Raw genomic sequence first — 21481 nt, 5'->3', positions numbered from 1 at the left:
CAAGTAAATAAAATAAAATAATATATCAGTATGTCTTTCCTTTTGCATAGGCGCTTACAGCGCTGTTAAACATCTTCTTCTTTCCGTTGATCCAGGCATTGGTCTGAGCCTTAACCGTTATTCTGACATCATATTCGCCCTGTCCTGTATATGTATAATTGGGCGCATTGGTATATGTAACTTCTTTAAGATCATACTCGGATTCAGCCTTTTTCTTATGCTCGACCACCACTTCATAATGCTCGGCGCCGTCAACAGGCTCCCATACAAAATACACTTCCGTGCCGTTTGCACCCTTTCCGGTAACTCCGTCTTTTACTTTTGGAGCCGTAAGAGCATCTTCACAGGTATTTCCGTATGCATATTCACTAAAATCACCGCTTACAGCTTTCTTGGCATCGCCTTTATGTGCCCTGACTTTAATCCTTATGTCATAATTGATCTTATCTTTGTATGTATAAGTCGGCGTATCCGAATACACATCCTCAATATGAGAATATGATGTGTCGCCATGAGGCTTTCCATCAACGGAAATCTCATATCTGTCCACATTCTTATCAGGTTCCCACTCAAAAGTTACTTCTACGCCTCTGTCACCGATCTTGGTAACTCCATCCTCAATCTCAGGAATAACAATTCCGTTCTTGGATAACTTCTTTGCTTTTGGCTTATCGTCGGTAGATTTTGCTGAAGAAGCGCTGTCACTTGCAGTCTTGCTCTGTGACGATTCCGTTGATGCACTTGACGATGAAGCGCTTTCCGAATCCTTATTTACATTCTTACTCATATCGCCAATCTTTGAAGTAACTTCATCCGAAGATAACTTTGATGATGCTTCTGATGCCGACAACGATGCGCTGTCAGAAGCTTCTTTTGATGATATCTCCGAGGATTCCTCAGATACACCGTCTGAAAATCCTTCGATAGCGGCTGAAGAGCCCTCACTATAAGAAGTACAACCGCTCATAAGACCAATTGTCATACACAATGCTGCAACAAATTCTATCTTCTTAGACATTATATAAATCTCCCTTTGTCAAAACACCCAAAAGGTAAACCACTTAACATTTAATAAATCCATAGCATTATAACACAATTCATGCCATTATTCAGCATTTCCTTTGTTTCGCATCTATCTTCACCATAATAAGTAAAATCCACCCTGCGGAATTTACTTCTACAAGGTGGAATTTAGTCTTAAAAAACAGAATTAACTTTTACAATTGACCGGTTCTCTTTTACAGCCATCTTTCCACATATACTAAAATCAAGCTCCGATAATCTTGTTATATCTCTCCGAAACCTTACTCCAGTCGAGGATCTCGAAGAATGCCTTGATATAATCGGGTCTCAAATTCTTGTACTTAAGGTAATATGCATGTTCCCAGACATCAAGCGCTACAATGGGGATAAGCCCTTTGCCTTCGCTGATAGGATTGTCCTGATTGGGAGATGCTGAAACTGTAAGCTTTCCGCTCTTGTCTGTTGAAAGCCATGCCCAGCCTGATCCGAACTGTCCTGCTGCCGCCTTGGAAAGTTCTTCTTTAAGCGCATCGAGGCTACCGAATGTCTTGTCGATTTCCTCTGCAAGTTTTCCTGAAGGAGCTTTTGCGGGGCTTGGTGAGAACATCTCGAAATAAAGGTTGTGGTTATAATAACCGCCGCCCTGATTTCTGAGGCCTTTTCTCAAAGTTTCATCCGAAACTTTATCGAGTGATGCAAGGAGCTCCTCCGCACTGAGATTACTCATGCCTGCATTTTCCGCAAGTTCATTAAAAGTCTTGGTATAAGTAGCGTGGTGCTTGCCGTGATGAGTCTCAACGGTAAGTTGGTCAATGAAAGGTTCAAGAGCATTTGTAGCATAGGGTAATTTAATCTGTTCGTACATGGTGGTTCTCCTTTCTGCATATGCATATATATACGAGGAAACACCGGTAAGATCGGTATTTCCTAAGTTATTATTTGAAAGCCTCTCAATGATCTACAGCTTCCGGAAGTCTTCTTCTGATCTCGTCAACAGACATCCACTCTGTGTTGTTTCCTGAGCTGTAGTAGAAACCGTCCGCAACTTTCTTTCCTGAAAGGTCGGGTACCTGTCTCTCGTTAAATACAACCTGAGGATATACGATGAAGTGCTTGTCGTATTCATAGGTAAACGGTGCATCCTCTGTTGTAACCATTATCTCATCAAGCTTCTCGCCGGGTCTGATTCCGACTTCAACAGTCTTGATTCCGGGGCACATAGCTTCAGCAAGATCTTTTACGTTAAATGAAGGAATCTTACTGATGAATGTCTCGCCACCCTTAGCCTCTGCAAGAGCCTTGAGAACAAGCTCAACACCCTCCGGAAGGCTGATCCAGAAACGTGTCATTCTGTAATCCGTTATAGGAAGCTCTTTTTCTCCCTTTGCAATGAGCTCTTTGAAGAAAGGAATGATAGAACCTCTGCTTCCTGCAACATTACCGTATCTTACGATTGAGAAGTTAACATCCTTGGCTCCGGAATATGCATTTGCTGCGATAAAGAGCTTATCGGATACCATCTTGGTAGCACCGTAGAGATTAACAGGATTAACAGCCTTGTCTGTAGAAAGAGCCACAACTCTCTTTACTCCTGTATTAAGTGCTGCATTTATAACGCTCTGTGCACCCGCGATATTTGTCTTGATAGCTTCATCGGGGTTGTACTCACAAGCGGGAACCTGCTTAAGAGCTGCCGCATGGATAACATAATCAACGTTCTCGCATGCTCTCTCAAATCTTGCTCCGTCTCTGATATCACCGATGAAAAATCTCATCTTGTCAGCGTTCTCTTTGTACACGCGCTCGTTTGCCATTGTGAACTGCTTGTACTCATCGCGTGAGTAGATGATGATCTTCTTGGGATTGTAGTTTTCAAGAAGGTACTGTGTGAAGCAGTGTCCAAAAGAACCTGTTCCTCCGGTAACCAATATTGTCTTATTATCTAATATAGAACTTTTCATAAACTTCTCCGTTTATCACTTGTTTTTTATAATTATAGATATCAAAATTTCTTTTAACATCTACCTCATTTTAATTCATTATATAAAAGCTTGTCCACATTTTTACGTTACTTTCTTATGCGGACATTTCCGTTATTATTTTTTATACCCCTCAACAACTTTTTTAACCGCGGTGATAACATCATCCACGTCGCTGTCAGTCATAAGCGGATAAAGAGGTATGCTCATCATTCCGTTGTAGAGCTTTTCAGCCTCGGGGCAAAGACCTTTCTTGTACCCTTTCTTCTCATAGAACGGGAAGTAGTAGACAGGCACGTAGTGAACCTGCGGCTGAACGTTCTCAGCAGAAAGAGCGTCAAAGAACTCTCTTCTTGTGCATTTAAGCTTATCAAGATCAAGCTGTATCACATAAAGATGCCTTGTAGTATCGGATTCGGGAATTTCCTTCTGCACGATTATCTCAGGTACATCCCTGAATGCTTCGTTGTACTTATTTACTATCTCTTTTCTTCTGTCAGAGAACTTCTTCAATTTAGCAAGCTGACTGATAAGAAGTGCTGACTGAATATCCGTAAGTCTGTAGTTAAAGCCAAGCTCCTGCATCTCGTAGTACCATGCTCCGTCAGATTCATGTACAAGGTCATCCGGATTTCTCACAATTCCGTGCTGTGAAGCAAGTCTGAGTTTCCTATATAATTCAGGATCGTTCGTTGTAATCGCTCCGCCCTCACCGGACGTCACAGTCTTAACGGGATGGAAGCTAAAGCAGGTCATGTCGCCTATAGAGCCAACAGGCTGTCCTTTGTACTTAGTTCCGATCGCGTGAGCCGCATCTGTTATAAGAATAAGTCCATGCTTGTCGCAGATCTTCTGTATTCTGTCATACTCGACAGACTGTCCCGTATAAGCAACCGCAACCACTGCCTTGGTCTTATCTGTTATATGAGCTTCTATGCTGTCGGGATCTATGTTATAAGTCTCGGGATCAATATCTGCAAATACAGGTGTTGCGCCTACGTATACCGCACAGTTTGCAGATGCCGCAAATGTGATAGGTGATGTTATAACTTCATCACCCGCACCGATACCGGCCGCAATGCATGCGCAGTGAAGTGCCGCAGTACCGTTACTTACCGCTACCGCAAATTTTGCTCCCGTAACTTCGCAGAGTTTTTTCTCAAGTGCCGCTACGCGCGGTCCGCATGTTATCAGGTCATCTGTAAGCGCTTCGGCCACAGCCTTCACATCGTCTTCATCTATCCACTGTTTTCCGTAAAATAATTTTTCTTTTCTAACCGGAGTTCCTCCGTTTATCGCAAGTTTCTCCATTATGTTCCTTCTTTCTCTATAGTGCATTAATCGCACCTGATATCCTTATAAAAATCAGAGCCCTCTATATACCCTGATAGTCTCGTCAACAATCTTGTCCCAGTTATAGTGTTCGCAGACATATTCCGACGCTTCAATGCGATAATTCTTCACCATATCCTCATCATCAATAAGCATCTTCAGCTTGCTTCTCAGATCTTTTATATCGCCTTTTCTAAAAGAAACCGCCTTATCGCCGCACACTTCAATGCATTCCGGGATATCGGATGTAAGGCAGCAATTTCCATAGCTCATAGCTTCTAAAAGCGTAAGCGGCATTCCCTCAAGATCCGACGGGATCACATATACATAGCTGTTACTTAAAAGCTCGGATAACACTCTGCCCTGAACGAATCCTGTGAATATTATCCTGTCATCTTTACTCGCAAGTTCATGTATCCTATCGACAAACTCCTGCGTATCGCTGCTGCTTCCCGCAACCACGAGTTTTTTGTCAGTATCAAGCTTCATAAACGCTTTTATCAGATACTCTATTCCCTTTTCAGGAACCAGTCGTCCCAAAAAAAGAATGTATTCATCTTTGCCTATGCCAAACTTCTTCTTAATATTGTGCGGTTCTGTAATAACAGGCCTGTTTACTCCATTAGGAATATATATAGTTTTTCTGCCATATCTGTCAAGAAAATACTTCTGCACATTTCTGCTTAGAACTATTATCTCATCTGCATATTTCACGGCAGTCTTTTCGCCCATCATTATATATGCACTGGCAAATCTGCTCCACTTCTGCCTTTTGTGGTCAAGTCCGTGAACGGTCGCTATACACCTTTTTCCCATAAGCTTTGGAATCCACATTGTTGCACACGGTCCCTCGGCATGGAAATGAATCACGTCATATTTTCCAAAAGCCACTTTAATAGCCCCAAACAACGAAGATGTTGCCGCAGCAAGGCCTTTCCTGTTGATCGTAGGGACATTGATCAACCTTACTCCCTCATATGCATCACCTGTAAAAGAGTCGTATTCTTCACCTGCAACATGATGTCCCAGTCTGTTGTAACAAGTCACTTTATGTCCCAGCTTTGCCATCCTCGTGGAAAGCTCGGTTACAACAACTTCCACGCCGCCTTCTCTTGAAGGGACTCTCTTATGCCCAAGCATGGCAATATTAAGTTTCTGCTTATCCGAAATATTTTTTTTGCCCAAATATCTGTCCTTCCAAGATTACACTTTAACCCTATTATAATACCATGTTTTCTGCAAAAGAAAACAGACGAAAAACCGTAGCTTTCCGTCTGCGATAAATTATCCGTTATTCTTGTACTTACATCAAAAAACACATCAGAGATCGAAACATCCGTTATCACTTCCGTTTACGACGAAGTAACCCATCTTCTCTTCGGGCTTTACGTAAATGTTGAGGTCCTTAATGTCTTTTTTTCCATAGGCCTTCTTAGCCTTTGAAATAAGCTGATCATCGGTAATCGTCAGATCTGAGTACTGAATTTCTACTTTAGTTTTGATACTTGTAGCCGCCATCTTTTTCCCTCCCTCAATATAAAGTGTTCTTAATTACGTTTATTTTACACCTAATATAACAAAAAAGGAATATGTCCGGTTACATAGTTTTGCTCAATATGGCACACACGATAGCGATGATCACCAATATTGCTCCGAATATTCTCATCCATTTATAGGTCTCGGGCTCATCTTCACTGTTCTTGTTGAGTTCGCCGTGAGTAAAAACTATAACACCGGCGATTAAAATTATTGCCGCCAAAACCGCAAATAGCTTGTTCATTACAACCTCCGGAAGATTTATTTGTTATTTTCAAGATGCTCGGCAATCTTTTCTTTTATGATTTTTTCAACTGTTGCCGCAATCTCATGACTGCGCATCCCCTTGTATTCATCGTAGTAAATAGGATCAAGGTAGTATACATATGTTGTAACGGGCCCGACATGATCGCTGTTGTACACTTTGTAAGAATCAACAAGTGCAACGGGAACAATGGGAACTTTAGCCATCTGTGCAACTTTGAAGCTCCCCGCCTTAAAGGTTTCAACTACATTTCCGTTATTTTCCTTGTATCCGCCTTCCGGAAAAAGAATGAATCTCTTGCCCTGTTTAAGCTCTTCCGCCATCTCATTAAAAACAGTTATGGTATGTCTCGGATCGTTTAACTCGATAGTCTTTCCTTCAACAAGCCGCAAAAACTGCGATACCAATATCAGATGTGATCTCTTTTCATCCATCACAAATGAGATTGGTCTCTTGTGAGTATTGAAAATTCCCAGTACATCGTACTTTCCCTGATGATTCGGATACAGCATATACCCACCTTCTTTCGGAAGGTTCTCGTATCCGTAAGCAATCGTTTTGTATCCGGATGACTTGTTCGACCAAGTGATCATCTCGTTTGCAAGAGCATATCTGTCTTCTACGGAATGCTTCTCGATATGCCTAAGCCAAATACTTGACTTAATAAGATAAAAAATAATTCTGTGAACATTGATTATGATTGTGTGATAAAAATTCCGCATCAGTGTGTTTTCTTTTCCTGTAGATTTTTAAAACAAGATCTTTTACCATATTCCATGAATTACTGCACTGTATCTTACATTTCGATATTCATTGTATCATATAATCTTATCTGTTAAAGACTTAAACCCATACTTTTCAAACTCGCTTTTTGCTTTATCCGTATCAATCCTTATCTTGAAATCATCAAGCGACTTATCAAATTCATAGTCCTTTCTGATGGTTGCAAGATCCTTGGATAAAAGAGCCAGCTCCTTATACTGGATCATCGCTTTAAGCGGACTCCTTGTTATTCCAAGCTCCTCTTTCCACATAGAATTAAGAGCCTTCTGTTCTTTGGCATCCGCACAAGCTTCTATCGCTTCGTAGATTTTTTCCATTGTTCCGTATCTTGCAAGAAGCGGCATTGCAGCACTGCTGACGCCTTTAACTCCGGGAATGTTGTCGCTCGTATCACCCTGAATACCCTTTAGATCCGGAATCTGCTCCGGACGAACTCCGTATTCGGAAAGACAAAGAGGTGGAGTGACTTCAAATGCCTTATCGGGTATAGACACCATCTTACTGTTAAATCCGTATTCGGCACCGTACTTGTTCAAAAGCTCATCGGCCGTTTCCTGCTTGGTCTGAATAAGCCACACTCTTGTATAATCATTCACGAGCTGAAGATAATCGTGGTCCTTGGTGATGATATATGAAGGTATCTCTTTCTCAAACCTCGCAGCAACGCTTCCGACAATATCATCAGCCTCATACTGCATGTCATACATTACCTGAAATCCCATATCCTCAAGGAGCTTCTCCATATTCACAAACTGCTCTTTCAGAGGTTCAGGCGTCTCACCGCGATTTCCCTTATAATCGGGGTATTTTTCCCTTCGAAACGTATTCCTCGTCATATCGAAAGCAAACATCATATGCGTCGGTTTCTGCTCCTTTATGATCTTGAGGATCGTGCGCATCATTCCGTACATCGCATTTGTGTACTGCCCCGCGTCATTATGCATTATCTGCGAAAAGAGCTTTTCCTTTTTCACAGGGTCTTTTTCAAACAAAAGAGCCTTCGGAAGGTTGCCGTAATAATTTGTGACCAGCATGGAACTTCCGTCTATAAGAATAAATTTTTGATTTTCACTCATACCAACTGTTTCTCCTTGCGAAGAACCATATCTCCGCTTACTGCTTTTTAGTCCTCATATATTCTCGCACGATACAGACTAAAGTTGCAAGCGTTATAAGTTCCGATAATCTCCACAAGAACGGTTCTCTGAACCAAATCTTTATCTTTCCGCTGTATCCCGCAGGAATTTCTACCCAAAGCTTCTTGTTATCTCCCCTAAATGCTTTAAGCTTTTTTCCGCCCGCTTTAGCGGCATAGTGTCTGTATCCCCAGAGAGGAGCTTCCGCAACAACCGGTTTTTCCGTGGGATTATCAACCTGTGCATAGACGGTAGTTCCGTTTTTTTCAAGTAACTGAGCCGTAGCACCGGAATTTTTCCTTATTATCATATCTTTCTCAGTCATCGGAATGTTTTTTTCAATACCGGGAATACTGAACTCGGCAATCATAACACTATCTATCTCCGCATCATCATACATTGTTATCGGATGCGCTGTATTTACAACATCTTCAAGAAGTGTGTTGCTCTGCATTACACAAGCAAAGCATATGACTGTCATCACAATATATGTCGCATTCTTTTTATCAAGCTTGCATATCGCATTCTTTGCAACTATCGCAAACCAGAAAACCACCATTCCACAGGAAACATCCAAAAAATGCCAGGGAAACTGCAAATTGGCAAGGATTTTATAAAGAACAGGCACATCCTGATAAAGCACAAAGTAAAGTATCGAGTTGGTGCTAAGCAGCACAAAAGCGATACTCAAAGCAAAAACTCTTACATATACAAAGGTTTTTTTCTCAAACTTTCCGGCAATAATAAAGCCGAGCGCTATTGCAAGAACGGCTGCCGAACATATCCCAAGTCCCAAAAAGCCGCCTGTATCAAGATCCATAGCCTGTGAATAGCCAAAGAATGTAACAAGGTCCCTGCCTCTTGCCCAGATCATGTCCGTTATACCGTTTCCGCTCACATTCTTTGATACCATGTAATCTACAAGCGGAACCACAAAATGAAGATTTAAAAGCACGATTGCGAAGGCCGCCTTCAGAAGCGGAATCAAAACATCTTTTTGTAATGTCTTTTCCACAAGTATAAGACAGAATATCGGGATCACAAGTGCCAGGATAAATGTCGAGAGAACATGGCAAGACAGCGTAAGCGTAACTCCGAGCGCAAGATATATATAAGCGTTCTTACTCTTCTTCGCATAGATTTCCCACAGCCCAAGTATCACAAGCGGCAAAAAGGTAAACGCACCAAATTCGCCGACCGTTGCGCCTGAGTAAACGCTGTGAAGTCTGAATCCAATAAGCGTGAAAAGAACCGATGAAGCAAGTCCGGCCTTTTTATCATCAGCTATTTTTCCAAAGGAATAATATGAAATAAATGCTGTCAGCGCATTTGTAAGAACAATATAGAACTTATATCCTGCCTGCAACGTAAACCCAAGATTTACCAATATTGCCGAAGGATAAAGAAGAAGATCTCCGTATCCCACACCTGCCGCGTAGCCATACCCCATATCCCACCCCGGATATATATGCACAGGAAACTGACCGCACTTAAGGCCTTCGCCCAGATATACGATTCGTCTGAGATGGTAAAAAATGTCATCACCAAAATAAAGCTTATCGCTAAGAAGCGGATAGCTCGCAAAAAGAACGGTAAAAAGAAGCACCCCGACAGTAAACGCTTTGTCCTCAAAGAAGCGTTTTGTCTCTTCTCTTTTTACCAAAATAAGATACAGTACAATATCAAGAACCATGAAGAGCAAAAGCAGTTTGACCGTCTCATAGAGTATTGTTTTGCCCCTTAAATATGTGATACGCACTTCATTTGCCAGAACAAAGATGCCGTCTCCGGTTTCATCCCTTTCAGGCCCCATCCTGACTTCAAAATCCGTGCCGTACCTAACCCATGAATTGAAACTGACGTCTGTCTTTGACGCAGGCAAGGCTACCTTATCGCAATAAGCAAGATGAGCAGCCTTTGTATTTGACACATCAAGGCACGCCTGAAGCGTTGTATAACATAAATGCCAGTTTATATCAGCATTTGAACTATAATTCACATAGATGTTATATATACCTTTTTCAAGACGCACCGGTTTGGTAAAAATAAGTGATTGAACTTTATCAGTGTGATCCGCGTATGCTCCGCTCGCACGTTCATATTTATTTGTTTCCGGATTCAAATAGTCAACCTGAAAATCATCCTGAGAAAAAAGGTAGCTCTCACTTCTGTTAAATCTGAAAACATTTATGGCAAGCAATAGCAATTCTACAATGACGATTGCTATAACAAGTTTCTTTTTATTATCAAAAAAAAATTTCATAAATCTCCATCTTTTACTCATACTGGGGTAATCCCCTCATTCATGACTTCTTTCACCGTCGAGCAGATGCATATATAATGCCATCATCATAGGCATAAGATAAAAAATTGCCCACGAATATCTGGGTTGATCCACAATCATCGGCGCAAGAACGATAAACAGCAAAGACAACCACAATGGCAGCATTGCAATACTGTAATATGTCTTTTTCTTGCTTTTCATAAAAAACGAAATCGCAAACATCATGAATACATATACACATAAATTGTTTAAAGTTGAAATGATCGGAAGCTTATTCAAAAATCTGTACATACTACATATAAATACTGCAAAGCCCTGAATCTGCGTGGGCACATGAACATCAAGCTTCTCCATCAAGTCCGGATCTGCAATGGCATTTCCGGTGTGACAACTTTCATTATATACGATATTATCAAAGTCCGGCATAAAGATGTAATAATTCTGATTCCACGTAGCCTCCAAATAGCACTCGGGATGCTTGAAAAACATAAAAAACCACACCTTGAAATATCTCATCATCTGCTGCATATTCTCGGCATGATACCCAGATTTTACATTATCTGAACATTCTACGGTATAATCGTCATATAATGTTTCAAGGTCAAGTATGTCTCCGATAGCTTCTCTCTCTTCATCAGTGAGTTCATCACTGTGATAATAGTAATATCTTGCCGTCTGTTGGAACAGAAGAGAATATGCATCCTGTTGTTGTATTTCCGTAATATTAAATATATTAATAACGCTCTTTTCTATACCGACAGATAAAACCAACGGAACAATGAACAAAAGCAGCATTGATACAACTTTTTTGGACTTCTCCTTTATCACTGAGATCACACAGTATATGACACATGCCAAAACATAGATATGTAGACCGTTTTTTCTGTACAGTGACATAAGTACCGCTCCGATTATCCAACAGCCAATAAGCTTTTTGTCTTCTACAATGCTAAATGCATGTTTTTTTTCTAAAACTATCTTTACAAAGCAGATTCCCCATAGTACGTATCCTATCATATGCGGATAATCCTTGATTGCCCATGCCGCATTTCCCATAAAGTAAGGTGTACATGCATAGAGAAACATAACTGACATTCTGAACCAAGCCGGCATTTTCCATTCCGAAAACAATTTAAGAGTTTGTGCAAGTACGTAAGACATTGCTGCAGCCTGAATCAGTACATACAGAAAGATTCCAATATTTGCGCTGCCAAATATATTCACGCTAAGTTTTGCAAGCAAACCGACACTCACCGTATGTACCACCGGCTGATCTGTAATAAAAGGCAGATATCCGAAAAATTCATTCAACTGTTTCCAGTTATCGGAACTTAGAGCTCCCGGATATCTGAAGATAAGATGAGGCAACCACATCAAAAAGATAAATAAAAAATATTGACCTACATTAAATTTATCAATACATTCCCTGAATTTACCGTTCGGTAAAACAATATCGTTTCTTTTCTCAAACAAAAAATACAGAAGATGTATTGCCGCCAGATATAAATAGTAGAACCCTACAGCAATTATAACGGCTTTTATTATATTGAATTTGGGAACCAGAAGACATGCTAAAGTGTCATTATATCTATAAGCCCTTCCGCCCGTATACATTAAAGCAAAAAAAACAGCAATGACCTTTTCACCGATTACAAATCGCGGACTAAAATCTGTATCTGCCTTTATCTTAAAAACTTTGTTGTATAAAACTAAAATAGCGGCACTGACAACCAATATATAAAACCCATTACCCGCAAACATATCACCTGCTTGTTCGAACAATTCAAAAAACGCGTTAAGAATTGAACTTGAAATATGCGATTCGTAAGGTTCTTTTGTATCCAAGCCTATAAAAAGAGAACAGGCAGAAAAAAAAGCCGCGAATAAACATTCTTTTCTAGATAATATCTTATCATACGGTATCATTTCTTTATTCATCGGATTCCCCTTAAACAATTCTTATTTACACCCTTCCGGATATTATTAACAGAGTACTTATACAAACCACGCATGCTCTATCCGCCTTGGTAATTATACTATAGTAACCAAGTAATGCAAACTTATATTCCGATGCAAAGCACGCAGATTCCGGCATTCCAATTTTTTCTTTATTAAGACTCAAAAACACAGATAAGCGCACTGTTCTTCACTACACTTATCTGTGTCTCATTTTGCATTTATCTTCAACAAAGCCCATTGCTCTTCAATCATCTTGGCGCTCTATATTTCCCCAAATCTGACTTTCGCATAAACCTTTATTGCCTCAACGCATTTCTCAAAGCCAAGCTTACTGCTGTCAAGACAAAGATCGTAGTTCATGGCATCTGTCCACTTGCATCCCGTGTGATGCTCATAGTAGTCAGCCCTGTACTTATCCTCTCTGGCAATGAACTTCTCAAGTTCTTCCCCTTCAAGGCTCTGCACCTTACCGGCCTGCTCCATCAGAAAATCCTGCGGAGCATGAACAAATACGCTTATAACATTATCATAATCTTTAAGAACAAAATTGGCCGCTCTTCCGATTATAACACCACCTGTTGTATCAGCGATCTTTTTGATGGTAGCCGCCTGAAAATTAAAGAGATTGTCAAAAGATGTAAAGTCTTTGCTGTCCGGCCCCAGTATTTCGCCGTTGTAGATATTTGCGGGCATCTTAAAAAAGCCTATTGTTCTACAACGCTCATCGGCATCCAGAAAAAGATCTTCATTTATTCCGCTCTCTTCGGAAGCAAGACGTAAAAGTTCCTTGTTATAATAATTGATTCCAAGTTCTTTGGCCAGCATTTTGCCGACTGTCCTTCCGCCACTTCCATACTGCCTTGCAATAGTGATAACAATGTTCTTCTTCATACGATACCCCCTACACTAAGCTGAATGAAGTCATACTCTCGCTTCGCTCGCCATGACACGTTCGCACTAGCTTCGATAAAACCTCAGCAAGTGCTCTCAGCCTACTCACCAAGATATGCCTTTTTAATCGCTTCATCATTTAAAAGATCGGCTGCGTTTCCTTCTTTTACAATCTTGCCTGTCTCAAGGACATATGCCCTGTTTGCGATTGAAAGAGCTTTTTTTGCATTCTGCTCAACCAAAAGAACCGTCACGCCGTCGTTGTTCACATCTCTTATGATATTGAAAATCTCATTTACAAATATGGGAGAAAGTCCCATTGAGGGCTCATCCATCAGGATAATGTCGGGATGAGACATGAGAGCTCTTCCCATTGCAAGCATCTGCTGCTCACCTCCTGAAAGAGTTCCCGCAAGCTGGCCCGCTCTTTCTTTAAGTCTAGGGAAACGTGTGTAGATCTTCTCAAGTGTCTCCTGAAACTCTGCACTGTTATCTCTGGTATATGCTCCCATCTTAAGGTTCTGGAGAACCGTCATCTCTGCAAATACTCGTCTTCCCTCGGGAACCTGAGCCATTCCCATGGACACAATCTTATGTCCGGGAATCTTGGTTATCTCCTCTCCCTTATATTTTATCAGACCTGCATCCGCTTTGATAAGTCCCGATAACGTATGAAGTATTGTAGTCTTTCCTGCGCCGTTTGCACCGATCAATGCCACAACTTCACCCTTATTTACTTTAAAGGAGATACCCTTTAGAGCCTGGATAACTCCGTAATATACACTTAGATCGTTTACTTCTAAAATTGATTCCATACAATACCTCTAATTTTTTATGGTAAATGCTCTACTCTGGGATATACACTAAGCTCGAAAAAACCTCGCTAAGTGTATCCCCATGGTTCGCACTAGCCTCGATAATACCTCGGCAAGTGCTCTACTCACCAAGATAAGCTTTTATAACCTCGGGATTAGACAAAACTTCTTTTGTTTCGCCCTGGCAGAGAACTTTACCAAAGTTTAGAACGGTAAGTTTCTCGCAGATTCCTGAAACAAGCTTCATATCATGCTCGATAAGAAGAATCGTCATCTCAAATTCTTTTCTTACAAGTGCGATAGTTTCCATGAGTTCTTTTGTCTCGTTGGGATTCATTCCCGCAGCGGGTTCATCGAGAAGAAGGAGCTTTGGATCTGTAGCCATTGCTCTTACAATCTCAAGTTTTCTCTGCTTTCCGTAAGGAAGATTTGATGCAAGAGTATCTCTTTCCCCGTCAAGATCAAATACCTTAAGAAGTCTCATAGCTTCATCATCTATCTGCTTCTCCACTTTTTTATATCTTCCTACATGAAGTATTCCTTCAAGAGTGCTGTATTTGAATCTCTCGGAAAGGCCAACCTTAACGTTATCAATAACAGACATCTGCTTGAAAAGTCTGATGTTCTGGAACGTTCTGGCTATTCCCGCATGATTTATCTCTATCGTATTTTTTCTTGTTATATCTTCGCCATCAAGTTTTATCTTGCCTTCGTTTGGCTTATACACGCCTGTCAGAAGATTGAACACCGTAGTTTTACCGGCACCGTTTGGTCCGATAAGTCCGTAAAGCTCGCCCTTTTCAATCGTCATATTAAAATCGTCAACCGCGCGAAGTCCACCGAAGGAAATGCTCAGATTGGTTACATCTAAAAGTGCCATTATTTCACCACCTTAAACCTTTTTCTTAATACCAAAATTGGCAAATGTTTTCTTTCTCCACTCTATTACCTTAGGTGACCAGTTCACGATCATCATCACAATCAGAACGATTGAATAGATAAGCATTCTATACTTGTTAAGGCCTCTGAGCAGCTCAGGAAGAAGGTACAATATGCAGGCAGCAACGACGCTTCCTCTGATGTTTCCGATTCCTCCGAGAACCACGTATACAAGGATCATAATAGATGCATTGTACCCGAAATACTGAGATGAAGCCGTAAGTGTCGTAATATTATGTGAATAAAGAACTCCTGCAGCACCTGCAATCGCAGCCGAAATGGTAAATGCGAGCATCTTATATCTTGTCACATTGATTCCCGATGCCTCTGCAGCGATGTAATTATCTCTGATTGCCATGATGGCACGTCCGTCTCTTGAATTGATAAGATTGAGCACTACCACAAGTGAAACAAGAAGCATTACTATTCCGATAGTGAAACTTGCATCATGCGGAGTTCCCGTTACACCCATAGCTCCGTTTATAACCATCTCTCCATCTTTCTCAAGATTAAGAGCCATCTGATTTTCCATGGAAAAATGCATTCCCGTGCTATCTACACCTATGTAAAAAGCATTTATTACATTCTTTATGATCTCGCCAAAAGCAAGTGTAACGATCGCGAGATAATCACCTTTAAGCCTGAGTACGGGAATACCTATAAGAAATCCGAACAATGCCGCAAAAGCTATACCTATAACAAATGCGATAAGAAATCTCGGACCGGAAGGTATCTTATCTGCTGTGATCTTTGAAAAAGCAGCGCTTGTGAATGCACCGATGCACATAAATCCGCAGTGTCCGATACTGAGCTCACCCAATATACCGACGCAAAGATTAAGTGCCACTGCGATTATCGCATAGTATGTCATCGGAACCAGAAGTCCCTTGATATGATTTGTAAGATTTCCGGTTGAAGCAAGTGCCTGAACGATAAGGAATGTTGCAACAACGATTCCGTAAGTTATCAAATTGTCTTTTGTCTTTTTGTCTATACGCATAGTCGTCACCTCTTTAAACCTTTTCCTGAATGACTTTACCAAGAATTCCCGTAGGCTTAACAATAAGCACGATTACAAGAATTCCAAAAACTATTGCATCAGACAACTGTGATGAAATATATGTCTTACTGAGAATCTCTACGATTCCGAGTACAATTCCGCCGATCATCGCTCCGGGGATAGAACCTATTCCTCCAAGAACAGCTGCAACAAACGCCTTGATTCCGGGCATCGCTCCGACATAAGGAGACAGATTTGGATATGCGGAACAAAGAAGTGCTCCAGCGACAGCTGCAAGAGCAGAACCGATCGCAAATGTAAGCATGATGGTCTTATTTACATTTATTCCCATTAATGTTGCGGCACCCTTATCCTCCGCAACAGCAAGCATTGCCTGTCCCTGTTTGGTCTTATTGATAAAAAGCTGAAGGCATACAAGTATAATGATACTCACCGCGATAGTAACGATCGTAACACCCTGAATCTTAAGTTCTCCGCCTGCAAAAGAAATTCCCTTCCATGTAATTACAGATGAAAAAGACTTAACGTCAGCACCAAAGATAATAAGTGCAAGATTCTCAAGAAAATAGCTGACGCCTATGGCTGTAATAAGAACTGCCAAAGGAGAAGCTGCTCCTCTAAGCGGTCTGTACGCAATAAACTCCGTTGTAATTCCGAGAAGTGAACACAAGATTATTGAAACTACCACTGCAATGATAATTCCCATAGTAGAATTTCCACCCATTGCTCCGATCACAGAGAATATCACATAACATCCAACCATGATGAAATCACCGTGAGCAAAATTGAGCATCTTGGCTATTCCGTAAACCATGGTATATCCAAGTGCAATGATGGCATAAATACTACCAAGACTAAGTCCGTTGATGAGATAAGTAAGAAAGCTCATCGTATACCTCCAAAAAAATTCCTAATATTTCTTATGATATAAATAATACCACACAAACAAGACTTTTTATCCTGTTCTGTGATATGAAAACGCAGGACACCTTTTGAGGGTATCCTGCGTAGCACTTCACTGTGCAGTTACGCGGATTACGCGTGTTAAACACTTTAATCCTTGTCAATCAGCCTATCATTCTGCTGAAACGTAAGCGCCTTCCTTGATAACAACAGCCTTAGGCTCTTTGTTAGGCTCACCTGAAGCATCCCATGTCATCTTTGATGATGTAAGACCTGATGCCTCGATCTCTGTCATAGCTGCCTTAACAGCCTCACAGATATCTGATGTGCTCATATCGGGAGTTGCGTTTTTAGCTTCAAGTGCCTGCTTGATGATGTATACCGCATCATATGCATCAGCTGCGAACTGGTTGGGAACATCACCATATTTTTCTTTATAGTTCTTAACGAAGTTAACTGTAAGATCGTCCTGAGCGTCAGCTGCGAAAGGTGTAAGAAGCATTACGCCTTCGGCAAGCTTTGTATCAAAATTCTCAACAGAAAGGATTCCGTCCATACCGTCAACACCGAAGAATACAGGTGAGTATCCCATTGTGTTTGCCTGTGTAAGGATAAGCGATGCTGCCTGATAGTAGATAGGAAGGAATACAAGATCTGCACCCGCATCCTTTGCCTTCTGAAGCTGAACTGAGAAATCTGTAGCATTGTCGGCTGTGAAAGCTTCCTCTGAAACAATCTCAAAGTTCTTTCCTGCTGCCTCTTCCTTGAACTTCTGATAAATACCGTTTGAATATACGTCTGAGTTGTCGTAGATTATACCAACCTTAGTTGCGAGGTTGTGATCTGCAATATACTGCGCTGAAGCAATACCCTGGTTAGGATCTGAGAAGCATACACGGAATACGTTGTCGTACTTAACACATTCCTCAGCCGATCCTGAAGGTGTAAGCTGGAACATATTGTCAGCTTTTGTATTTTCTGAAACTGCGATTGAACATGCACTTGTTGTTGAACCTACAAGGATCTGCATGCCCCAGTCTTTAAGAGTATTGTATGCATTTACTGACTTCTCTGCGTTGAGCTCGTCATCTTCTTTGCTATACTCTACCTGATATCCGTTGATACCGCCTGCTGCGTTGATTTCCTCAACTGCAAGCTCCGCTGCGTTACATACAGCATTACCATACACTGCTGCTGCACCTGTAAGAGGTCCTATAGCACCAATCTTGAATGTAGCTCCGCCATCTGCTGAGCTCTCTGTTCCCTGTGCCTGCGCCTGAGTATCAGGTGTCTCTGTGCTTGCTGCATCTGTGCAGCCTGCAAGCATTGATGCTGCCATTACGGAAGCCATAAGCGCACTAACTGCTTTGCTAAACTTCTTCATAATTTTTTCCTCCTAATTACAATACCAAAACCGAAATGTATATTTGTATACAATCTTGTTTTTGTTTTAATTAGGTTAAATTATCATAGAAAAAAAGTCAACACTTTATTTAATTAAAATTTATTCTGTATTCTCTCTTGAGATTCATCTTTTCACCGAACCCTTCATAGGCTAGTGAAACAATAAACGGTTCTCTGTCAGCGGTATACGCATCATAACATGCCACTCCGTCAAGATACACGGTATATCCCGTATCATCCAGGTAATCACGCTCGACTCCGGATTTCAGCACAAGCTTGTGACCTCCGAAGCTCATCTCTACCGGATTCTCACACGGAGAATCTCCTTCCGCAAAGTCGCTTAAGTATACTGTCTCTTTTCCATGAATCTTAACCACATATCTCACATTTTCATCAATCTTCCCGACATCGATCCCGCCGATCCTGCCAAGGAGTGCCACATAAGAACTGTCGTTAAGAAGTCCCCTGTCATTTATCTCAATCACAAAACTTGAATTATCAAAATTCTTGTACTGCGCCGCTCTTCTGATGAAAATATCCTCTCCCGAAACCTTCCTCAAACGGGCATAATATTTATTCGCCTCCGAAAGTCTCTGAGACACATAATCCCTAAATCTGTCGAAATTATTGGGTTCGCCTTCCTCCCTGTAATTTCCGTCACTCCAACGCTCTTTGTCTCTTAGATAAGCTCCCGAGAAACATACATCTTTTTCATATTCATCGAGCATCTTTTGGATTACTTCATCAGACCAGGCATTTTCCCTGAGTTCCTCAAATCTGTCACAACATTTCCTTACAATGTCACTGCTGTTTCCTGCCATTATCTGACCAAGGTAAAGATCCTCAAAAAGAAGATTGTAATGAGGCTCGTGTCCATACTGCAAATAGCCGTTTTTTACATTCGGAACCCACATGTTTCCCCATGTGACATCAAGATCCCACGGACAAATATACGAATAATATCCATCATCCGTCTCCTTGACGCAAAGGTAGTAATTCTTGTAAAGGTTATCATCTCCCTGAATCAGATTGATAAACAGCGTATAATCAATGGCATTGTCTATATCGATACACGCTTCAAGCGCACCCACATCTTCCGAATTTTCCTGTAAATTTTCAAGATAATCCATCAGAAGATTCCATCTCTTTTCCTTAAGATTTCCGTCATCATCATCTGCAGGAACATTTTCTGCGCGCCATCCAAATATTCCGCCGTATTGGTCAAACAACACCCTTGCCGAATCAATACCGACAACTCTTTTATAGAATCCCGTACCTTCATCGTTCTTGGAAATATCGCCCATCTTCTCATCCGGAGTATATCCGAGCGCATAAAGTCCGTTGTACTCCCCGTTTATAAAAAGCTCTAAAAACCTGTATTCCACTCCGGTTGTGATTCCATAGCGATTATTTGTATTGCAGCTGTTGTACCAAAGATTCTGACTGAAAACATTTCTGACTTTCTCAGCATCGTTATAGGCAGGATAAAGAATATAATCATCATCCTTACGCATTCCGAGAAGCGACATATCATTTCCCTGACGATCATCGCCTTCCCCGCGTTGAACCAGTGATAATTTAAGAGGCTTTTTGGGAAATACTTTCGTATTGCCTCCACGGATACGAACAAAACCGTCGGATGACAAATCTCTTGCCCGACACTGCTGCCTGTTATCATATAAGCTCATGCTCATTTCCGTCTCGGATTCCGTTATCTCGCCATCACATTCCAGGTTCATTATCGGCAAAAAAGTACAAACAATCTTGCGGATACAATAACTGCGATCATTATAAAAAATACATCTTATGGGAATATTATTTGCGATCACATCATCTGTGATCTTAGAATCAAGAAAAGCGAATTGCACATCCGCATCGCCCGTCACCTCAACAGAAGGGTCATATGCTTCTTCCTTGTCATCTATAAGAGAATAAAAAAATGTTTTTGCTGCATCATCATAGAAAAGATTCTGCTTATCAAAAGACACTTGAACACTCATGTCATCCGCAAGTGCCCTTGAACCCACTATTTCTTCGAACTTGTTATTGTCAATTATATGGTCAGAATAGTTTTCCACACCTAAATAGTACATAAGAAGCAGAACTACAAGGGAAAAAAAACTAACTGCCATCCAAATGGCCTTTTTTCCAGTCATATCGCCTACCGAATCCTCAAACATTACATATAAAGTACATCAAACCAAATAATAATGCAATATTAGCTTTATTTGCATTGCATTAATCACTTTTGCTTGTTACAATTAGCTAAAGGGGGAATAAAATTATGCTTCAGTTGTCTTACTTGGGGATTGCTTTTGCATTTGTGTTCTACTTAATCTTCGGTATTACCGTAAAATTCATGACTCTGACTGTTTATGAACAGAACAAAGCAAGGCTTGGTATCATCCTCACATCACTGTTTGTTTTCACAGTGTCCAGTTTTTCTTCGGGATTCATACATGTTCAATCAGCCCAATATATTTATGGCATTTTATTCTTTCTTTTTTCGGGAATAGCAATGTTTATATTTGTTTCGCTCGTAGTTGAACTTCATCAGATAAGCACGCGGGCAAAAATGCGCCGTTTCATGCTTCTCTTTGATATAGTCGATCATTACATAAGCGAAGGCAAGACAAACGAGGAAATACTTGATTATCTTATAGTCATTCAGAATCTCTCGGTAAAAGAGGCAACTGATTTTCTCACGTTCATCACAGATCCGACAAATCATGAGTTCTTATCGGACGTAAATGCACAGATCCGCGAAGCTCAGTTGTTAAAGACTTGATTAATTTAATTTCCAAATAAAGTAAAAAAGACCTAAGTCGCAAATGTACTTAGGTCTTTTATTTTGTCTTATCTGTCAGGTCGATATGATTCTGAATTCATCAAACTGTGGGTCTTCCACGAAGTCCATAATGAGATTCAAGGGGGTAAGTCCAATCGCCTCGTGATGAATCTGCTCTCTTATGACCATCTTCTCATAAGCAGAAAGGTCATGAAACTCCGGATGAGTTTTCTCGTATTTCTCATTGAGCTGGTCAAAAAGATTATACTCCGGATCGCCCCACGCAAATACTTCGGCTGTCTTCAAGTTCGGTTTGAACGGAGAATATTGAAGTCGGCTGTTCTCCATAGGAAGTCGCTCCTTTCTCGTCAAAAAACACGGTTGAATACGCTAAGTACACTTTCCACTAAATAATATCATATT

The 21481-nt window shown here is 40.9% G+C and carries 20 protein-coding genes; 1 reads left to right on the top strand and 19 read right to left on the bottom strand.

Annotation, left to right across the window (positions count from 1 at the left end):
* Positions 1-25: 25 nt before the first annotated feature.
* From BLP87_RS06830 to BLP87_RS06745, 18 genes are all read right to left on the bottom strand, one after another.
* Positions 26-1018: a hypothetical protein gene (locus BLP87_RS06830; protein WP_074462014.1), complete on the bottom strand. Its 993-nt coding sequence runs from the start codon at positions 1016-1018 to the stop codon at positions 26-28.
* A 249-nt stretch (positions 1019-1267) separates the two neighbouring features.
* Positions 1268-1888, bottom strand: a complete 621-nt coding sequence (locus tag BLP87_RS06825; RefSeq protein ID WP_074462013.1) for a superoxide dismutase — start codon at positions 1886-1888, stop codon at positions 1268-1270.
* An 85-nt stretch (positions 1889-1973) separates the two neighbouring features.
* Positions 1974-2972 (bottom strand): UDP-N-acetylglucosamine 4,6-dehydratase (inverting), encoded by a 999-nt coding sequence (gene pseB, locus BLP87_RS06820; RefSeq protein WP_026655868.1) that lies wholly within the window; start codon positions 2970-2972, stop codon positions 1974-1976.
* 147 nt (positions 2973-3119) lie between these two features.
* Positions 3120-4313 carry a UDP-4-amino-4,6-dideoxy-N-acetyl-beta-L-altrosamine transaminase gene (gene pseC, locus BLP87_RS06815; protein WP_074462012.1) on the bottom strand — a complete coding sequence of 398 codons (1194 nt, stop codon included), beginning with the start codon at positions 4311-4313 and terminating at the stop codon, positions 3120-3122.
* Between the two features lie 54 nt (positions 4314-4367).
* Positions 4368-5519, bottom strand: a complete 1152-nt coding sequence (locus BLP87_RS06810) for a glycosyltransferase family 4 protein (protein ID WP_242871824.1) — start codon at positions 5517-5519, stop codon at positions 4368-4370.
* Positions 5520-5654: 135 nt separating this feature from the next.
* On the bottom strand, positions 5655-5852 hold the full coding sequence (locus BLP87_RS06805; RefSeq protein ID WP_074462011.1) for a DUF6465 family protein: 198 nt from the start codon (positions 5850-5852) through the stop codon (positions 5655-5657).
* A gap of 79 nt (positions 5853-5931) precedes the next feature.
* On the bottom strand, positions 5932-6114 hold the full coding sequence (locus BLP87_RS06800; protein ID WP_074462010.1) for a hypothetical protein: 183 nt from the start codon (positions 6112-6114) through the stop codon (positions 5932-5934).
* 17 nt (positions 6115-6131) lie between these two features.
* Entirely contained in the window at positions 6132-6857 is a 726-nt protein-coding gene (locus BLP87_RS06795) for a lysophospholipid acyltransferase family protein (RefSeq protein ID WP_074462009.1), read from the bottom strand.
* A gap of 96 nt (positions 6858-6953) precedes the next feature.
* Entirely contained in the window at positions 6954-7994 is a 1041-nt protein-coding gene (locus BLP87_RS06790) for a 5'-3' exonuclease (protein ID WP_074462008.1), read from the bottom strand.
* A gap of 37 nt (positions 7995-8031) precedes the next feature.
* The gene (locus BLP87_RS06785; protein WP_074462007.1) at positions 8032-10338 is read right to left on the bottom strand and encodes a glycosyltransferase family protein; all 2307 of its coding nucleotides are present in this window, start codon (positions 10336-10338) and stop codon (positions 8032-8034) included.
* Between the two features lie 15 nt (positions 10339-10353).
* Positions 10354-12276 carry a DUF6020 family protein gene (locus BLP87_RS06780; protein WP_074462006.1) on the bottom strand — a complete coding sequence of 641 codons (1923 nt, stop codon included), beginning with the start codon at positions 12274-12276 and terminating at the stop codon, positions 10354-10356.
* Between the two features lie 282 nt (positions 12277-12558).
* Entirely contained in the window at positions 12559-13188 is a 630-nt protein-coding gene (locus tag BLP87_RS06775; RefSeq protein WP_074462005.1) for a cytidylate kinase-like family protein, read from the bottom strand.
* Positions 13189-13289: 101 nt separating this feature from the next.
* On the bottom strand, positions 13290-14003 hold the full coding sequence (locus BLP87_RS06770; RefSeq protein ID WP_074462004.1) for an ABC transporter ATP-binding protein: 714 nt from the start codon (positions 14001-14003) through the stop codon (positions 13290-13292).
* 121 nt (positions 14004-14124) lie between these two features.
* Positions 14125-14883: an ABC transporter ATP-binding protein gene (locus tag BLP87_RS06765; protein WP_026667453.1), complete on the bottom strand. Its 759-nt coding sequence runs from the start codon at positions 14881-14883 to the stop codon at positions 14125-14127.
* 12 nt (positions 14884-14895) lie between these two features.
* Positions 14896-15942, bottom strand: coding sequence for a branched-chain amino acid ABC transporter permease (locus BLP87_RS06760; protein WP_074462003.1), 1047 nt, complete (start codon positions 15940-15942; stop codon positions 14896-14898).
* 13 nt (positions 15943-15955) lie between these two features.
* Complete coding sequence (locus BLP87_RS06755; protein ID WP_074462002.1) at positions 15956-16852, bottom strand: branched-chain amino acid ABC transporter permease; 897 nt, start codon at positions 16850-16852, stop codon at positions 15956-15958.
* Between the two features lie 186 nt (positions 16853-17038).
* Positions 17039-18250 (bottom strand): ABC transporter substrate-binding protein, encoded by a 1212-nt coding sequence (locus tag BLP87_RS06750; RefSeq protein ID WP_074462001.1) that lies wholly within the window; start codon positions 18248-18250, stop codon positions 17039-17041.
* A 109-nt stretch (positions 18251-18359) separates the two neighbouring features.
* Positions 18360-20402 (bottom strand): CotH kinase family protein, encoded by a 2043-nt coding sequence (locus BLP87_RS06745; protein ID WP_074462000.1) that lies wholly within the window; start codon positions 20400-20402, stop codon positions 18360-18362.
* Between the two features lie 152 nt (positions 20403-20554).
* Here BLP87_RS06745 and BLP87_RS06740 point away from each other — a divergent pair, with 152 nt between their 5' ends.
* Positions 20555-21058 carry a hypothetical protein gene (locus BLP87_RS06740; protein ID WP_074461999.1) on the top strand — a complete coding sequence of 168 codons (504 nt, stop codon included), beginning with the start codon at positions 20555-20557 and terminating at the stop codon, positions 21056-21058.
* Between the two features lie 75 nt (positions 21059-21133).
* On the opposite strand, the gene BLP87_RS06735 is transcribed toward BLP87_RS06740, so the two are convergent.
* The gene (locus BLP87_RS06735) at positions 21134-21406 is read right to left on the bottom strand and encodes a hypothetical protein (RefSeq protein WP_074461998.1); all 273 of its coding nucleotides are present in this window, start codon (positions 21404-21406) and stop codon (positions 21134-21136) included.
* Positions 21407-21481 lie beyond the last annotated feature (75 nt).

The organism is Butyrivibrio hungatei (genome assembly GCF_900101605.1).
In the GTDB taxonomy this organism is placed as follows: Bacteria; Bacillota; Clostridia; order Lachnospirales; family Lachnospiraceae; genus Butyrivibrio; species Butyrivibrio hungatei_B.
This window is presented reverse-complemented; position numbering and strand designations above follow the sequence as displayed.